The organism is Thiomonas sp. TH-17 (genome assembly GCF_057473305.1).
Genome location: NZ_JBYCKI010000043.1, coordinates 1 through 4877, shown reverse-complemented (window position 1 = coordinate 4877; position 4877 = coordinate 1). Strand labels below are relative to the sequence as shown.

The window sequence follows — 4877 nt, the reverse complement described above, 5'->3', positions numbered from 1 at the left end:
GGCTCTTCATGATGATGACCAACGGCTTCGGCGCGGTGCTGGGCAGCTCGATCAGCGGCGTGCTCATCAACGATTACTACACGCGAGCCGACGGCAGCATCGCGTGGCACGGCGTGTGGCTGATGTTCGCCGCGTATTCGCTGGTCGTGGCGGTGCTGTTCGCGATCCTGTTCCGCTACAAGCATGTGCGCAGTGATTCGGCGCGTCGCGTGGCGACACAGACAACGTCGTGACGCCGATCGCGTCGAGCGCGGTCGTGCTGCCCGACGCGGATCGTCGATGTGATGCATCCGCAGTATCGCTTTGGCGCCACCCGCGATGCTGCCGCGCTGTGGCGGTGGGCGCGCTTGGTGATGTGGCGAGTTGCACAAGGGTCCGGAGCAACGACCGCATGACCGCGAAGCCGATTTCATCGGTTCCACGCAACAGACAGGCGCGCGCACTGGTCCTGTTGCTGCCGTTCACCCTGCTGCCATCTGTCCATGCGGCAACGCTGGCATACCCAGGCGCATCGCTCCCTGTCGGGCTTGCGTCGACCTCGAACCCCGCCGCGCGGCTGCAGCCGAGCACCCGGAACCTGGCATGAAGCCGCGTGCGGCCGCCGCATGACCCTGCCGATGCGATTGGAACCCTCGCATATCCAGGCACACGGATCTGCGCATGGCCCATGGCAAGCGCTGCGACACGGTTCAAGCGCGACTTCATTGCCTGTAGAGTAAATGCGGCGCCGCGCACGACAAGGCTGCTCTAGAGACGCCTCGGCGATTCACGGCGCAGCCGTGCACATGGCGCAACGGGGAGGAGTTGATGCAGCGCTTTGCATTTGCCCACTGGTCCGCGCTGCGCCTGATGATAGGCGCGCTGGCCGTGGTGGCTATCGCATTGACCTGGTCGGCGCCGCGCCGCGAGCTGCCGTTCCACCTGAAAACCGATGCCGCGGGCGGCGTGATCGAAGCACGTGGCTGGACGCCCCTGCCGGCAGGCCTGCAGGCAGGCGACCGTGTGGTGCTGGCCGAACAGACGGCGCGGATGCGCGCCGTCCTCGCCGACGAAAACGTGCCCGGAAGCCGCACTTATCGCTTGTGGGTGCAACGCGCTGGCAGCGTGCTGCCGGTTGCGGTGCGCAGCGTGGCGCAGAAGCAAACCGCTGAATCTGGCCGCATCCACTGGGTATCCTCGGCAGAGCAGGCCATGCTGCTGGTGCTTGGCCTGTTGACCCTGTGGCGCGGCCGCGACTGGGCGGCATGGGGATTGGCGATGTTCGCCATCAGCATCCTGTTTGCAAAAATCCTCGTCGGGCTGCCCGCGCCGCCGTTCCCGGGTCTCGCGCTGCACATGGTCGGGCAATGGCTCGGCGGACCGATGGCGTTTCTGGGGCTGTATCTCACCGCCACCGCTCTGCTGGGTTTGCGGCCGCGCTTGTTGCATGGCCTCGGGATTGTCTATCTGCTGCTGTTGCTGCTGCTGTTCGCGCTCGAAGCCGGCGGCAGCGTGGCGTTTGTCGCTTTTGCGGTATCCGGAGAGCCTGCCGCGTTCAACGACATCATCATCGCCTGCGGGATTGCGGGACTAGCCGTGCCGCTATGGGTCTTGCTGCGTGGTTACGTGGATGCCGCGGCCGCGGCGCGCCTGCGCATTCGCTGGATCCTCAGCAGCACCGCCCTGCTGCTGCCGGCGATGCTGATCGAGATCGCATTGCAGAACGCGGCCGTCCAGCAGTCGCCGGCACTGATGTGGTTGCGCTGGATCGGTACGGCGCTGACCATCGCCGTGCTCGCCCTGTACACCTATGCCGTGCTGCGTCAGCGCCTGGTCGAGGTGCGCGTGGTGGTCAACCGTGCCTTGGTGTTTGCCTTGCTGATGGGCATGGTGGTGGGTCTGTTCGCATTGATGGAGAGCCTGATCGAGCGCAGCGCGATCGGCGAGAGCGCCGGCCTGGCACTCGAGATTGGCGTGCCGTTGGCGCTGGGCATCCTGTTTCACCAACTGCATCGGCGTGTCGAGGCGCTGGTCGACCGCGTGTTCTTCCATCGCGAACATCGGGCGCGCGCGGCACTGAGCGATTTCGTGCGCGACGCGGGATTCGTCGAATCACCGCAGACGCTGATCGCGCGCACGGTCGAGGCGTTCAGCCGCGATGCGGGCGTCACGGGCGCCGCGCTGTATGAAGCGCGCGAGGGAGGATTCGACTGCAGCGGCCGCGATGGCGCAGGCTTCGCATGCCAGGATCGTCTCGACCAGGACGACCGCGCGCTGGTGCGCCTGCGCGCGACGCTGGCACCGCTGGACCTGCATGGGGTGGGCAGCGCACTGGGTGCCGAGGGCCTGGCGCTACCGCTGGCCCTGCGCGGACACCTGTTCGGCGTGCTGGTGTGCGGCCCACGTCCGGCCGGACGCCATGCCCAGGCCGACATCGAGCGCTTGGGGCATGCCGCGCACGAGGTCGGCGCCTCGCTGTTCGCGCTGCGTGCGCGTGCCAACGAAAGTCTGGTCGAGGCGCTGGCGCGCGGCGTGTTGCCGCCAGCGCAGGCGATATCGCAGGCCCGCGCGCTGGCTGCAGCTCCCCTCGCCACCCAGGCCGGACAGTAGTCACTTGCGAGCACGCTGGTCAGCGTCGGGCACGCGGGCCTGGGCACTCTCGACGCGTCCCAACACACGCTGGCACGACGGCCGGACACCCGCGCGATCTCGATGACGGCGTGGTCTTGGCTGTCGGCGCGACGCAACCTTCACGGACATTCGGATATCTCTGCGGCAAGGCCACGTCATGCTGCTTGCTTCGCGATGCGGCCTGCCCACGGGTGTTGCCAAGGGGCAGCCAAATGACTTTGCTTGATCAACCAGAGCTTTCGACGAAGTCCGCGGCTGTCAACGAGCCCGGGTTGGATCTCGTGCCGATCGCCGATGGCCAGCTCCGGCTTGCCGAAGTGATCGGCGCGCTCAGCCATGCCCTCGACATCACCGAGGGCCAACCCCCCGGGCATTGTCAGCGCTGCTGCTGGATAGGATTCCACATCGGATGCGAACTCCGTCTCACCGAGACCGAACTGCGGGAGCTCTACTACACCTTGCTGCTCAAGGATGCCGGATGCAGCAGCAACGCCGAGCGTCTGTGCGAGCTATACGCGCACGATGACCTGCGCACGAAGCATGATTTCGCGCAGGTTGATACCAACAGCCTGAAACAGCTTGCGAGCTTCGTGTTGACCCACGCCGCACCCGGCGCGGGACTTGGCAGCCGGTTATCGCATGTCCTCAACCTGATGCGCCATGGCGAGCAATTGGCTGACGAATTGGTCATGGCCCGCTGCGAGCGGGGTGCGCAGGTGGCTCGCCAGCTCGGCTTTCCAGACACCGTCGCTGCCGGCATCCAAAGCCTGGATGAGCACTGGGATGGCCGCGGCAGGCCGCAGCGTCATCGCAGCGACGACATTCCGCTGGGTTCGCGCATCGCGCTGCTAGCCCAGGTGGCCGATGTGTTTTACCAGGTCGGCGGCGCATCAGCCGCGCGGAACGAGGTGCTTCGACGCAGCGGATCCTGGTTCGACCCTCGCGTCGTGGATGCATTTCTTCGCGTCGCGCAAGAGCCGGATTTTTGGACGGTCATGGCTGCCGAGGATTTTGAGAGTCGACTGTGGGCGCTGGAGCCCAGCAGGCAAATCCTTGACCCCACCGAGACGCGCCTTGATGCAATCGCACTGGCCTTCGCGCAGATCGTCGATGCAAAGAGTCATTTCACCTTCGGCCACAGCGAGCGGGTAGGCAACTACGCTGCGATCCTGGCGACCTCGATGGGATTCAGCGCCAGGCGCACCGCCTGGGTCCGCCGGGCGGGCTTGTTGCATGACCTGGGCAAACTCGGCGTCAGCAACACGATCCTGGACAAGCCCGGTCGACTGAGCGCCGATGAATGGGCGAGTGTCAAGCGGCACCCGGCTCTCACTGAGGAAATACTTGCACGGATCGGCCCGTTCAGAGAGCTCGCACGCGTGGCCGGCGCCCATCACGAGCGATTGGATGGATGCGGCTATCCCCGCGGCCTCAACGACATCGATATCAGCCTGGAAACGCGCATGATAACGACGGCAGATATCTTCGATGCTCTGACTGCCGCCCGCCCCTACCGTGCCGCACTGTCGATCGATGAAGCCCTGATCATCATGGAGCGAGAGCGTGGGCGCGGCATCGACTCGCTGTGCCTCGATGCGCTCGTGAGCGCCATCGCGAAGTTCGACATTCAAGCCGCGGATTCGGTATCAGGGGAGTGAGCGGGTTGCACGTGACGCGCATGGCAGCTACATCGCATCACGCGCAGCACTCAGACGCCAGACACGCTGCAAGATAGAATCACACGGAGCCAGACATGCAGCTGAAGCACGACGGTTTGGGCACTGAGCAGGCATATATCGGGTGGATACGCCGGTTCATCGAGAGCAGCGGCAAGCGCCACCCCCGTGCGATGGGTGCGACCGAGGTCGAGCGGTCCTGTCCGTCCTGGCGGTGCGCGGTCAGGTGGCGGCGAGCACGCAGAACCAGGCGCTGGCGGCGCTGCTGTTTCTGTATCGCGAGGTGCTGGAGCTGCGATTACCGTGGATGGACGACATCCACCGCGCGCAGCGGCCGCAGCGCCTGTCGACCGTGCTCAGTCGCGACGAAGTGCAGGCGTTGCTCGCGCAGCCCGCCGGACCGGGCGGGATGACTCGACGCGGAACGCGGCCCGGACCACTGCGGCGCGCGTCGGCTGGATCCTGCGCGGTTTGCCCGGCGCGCCCAGCCCAACACGCATCACGCAGGCCGCGCGGGTGTGCGGCATGCGCATCACGCCGCCGCCCGCGCGAGCGCGTCGCATGATTTGCGCCGGTGACTGGCTATGCTGC

At 66.1% G+C, this 4877-nt stretch carries 3 protein-coding genes and 3 pseudogenes; 5 read left to right on the top strand and 1 reads right to left on the bottom strand.

All coding sequences use genetic code 11. From position 1 onward, the window contains the following. The 5 genes and pseudogenes from AC2VLV_RS03105 to AC2VLV_RS03085 form a co-directional block, all read left to right on the top strand. Window positions 1–233, top strand: a pseudogene (locus AC2VLV_RS03105) (MFS transporter); the annotation flags it as partial. A 574-nt stretch (window positions 234–807) separates the two neighbouring features. Beyond that, window positions 808–2589 carry a hypothetical protein gene (locus AC2VLV_RS03100; RefSeq protein WP_486988582.1) on the top strand — a complete coding sequence of 594 codons (1782 nt, stop codon included), beginning with the start codon at window positions 808–810 and terminating at the stop codon, window positions 2587–2589. 233 nt (window positions 2590–2822) lie between these two features. Beyond that, window positions 2823–4268 carry an HD-GYP domain-containing protein gene (locus tag AC2VLV_RS03095; protein WP_486988581.1) on the top strand — a complete coding sequence of 482 codons (1446 nt, stop codon included), beginning with the start codon at window positions 2823–2825 and terminating at the stop codon, window positions 4266–4268. Window positions 4269–4363: 95 nt separating this feature from the next. Beyond that, window positions 4364–4426 (top strand): annotated as a pseudogene (locus AC2VLV_RS03090) (hypothetical protein); the annotation flags it as partial. Continuing rightward, a pseudogene (locus AC2VLV_RS03085) lies at window positions 4411–4542 on the top strand (hypothetical protein); the annotation flags it as partial. The pseudogenes AC2VLV_RS03090 and AC2VLV_RS03085, both read left to right, overlap by 16 nt. A 100-nt stretch (window positions 4543–4642) precedes the next feature. Here AC2VLV_RS03085 and AC2VLV_RS03080 read toward each other — a convergent pair. Beyond that, window positions 4643–4877: hypothetical protein (locus tag AC2VLV_RS03080; protein WP_486988583.1), on the bottom strand; the 235-nt coding region annotated here is incomplete at its 5' end.

Coding starts and splice junctions, on each gene's coding strand:
- AC2VLV_RS03100 (WP_486988582.1), top strand. CDS start 808: ATGCAGCGCTTTGCATTTGCCCACTGGTCCGCGCTGCGCCTGATGATA.
- AC2VLV_RS03095 (WP_486988581.1), top strand. CDS start 2,823: ATGACTTTGCTTGATCAACCAGAGCTTTCGACGAAGTCCGCGGCTGTC.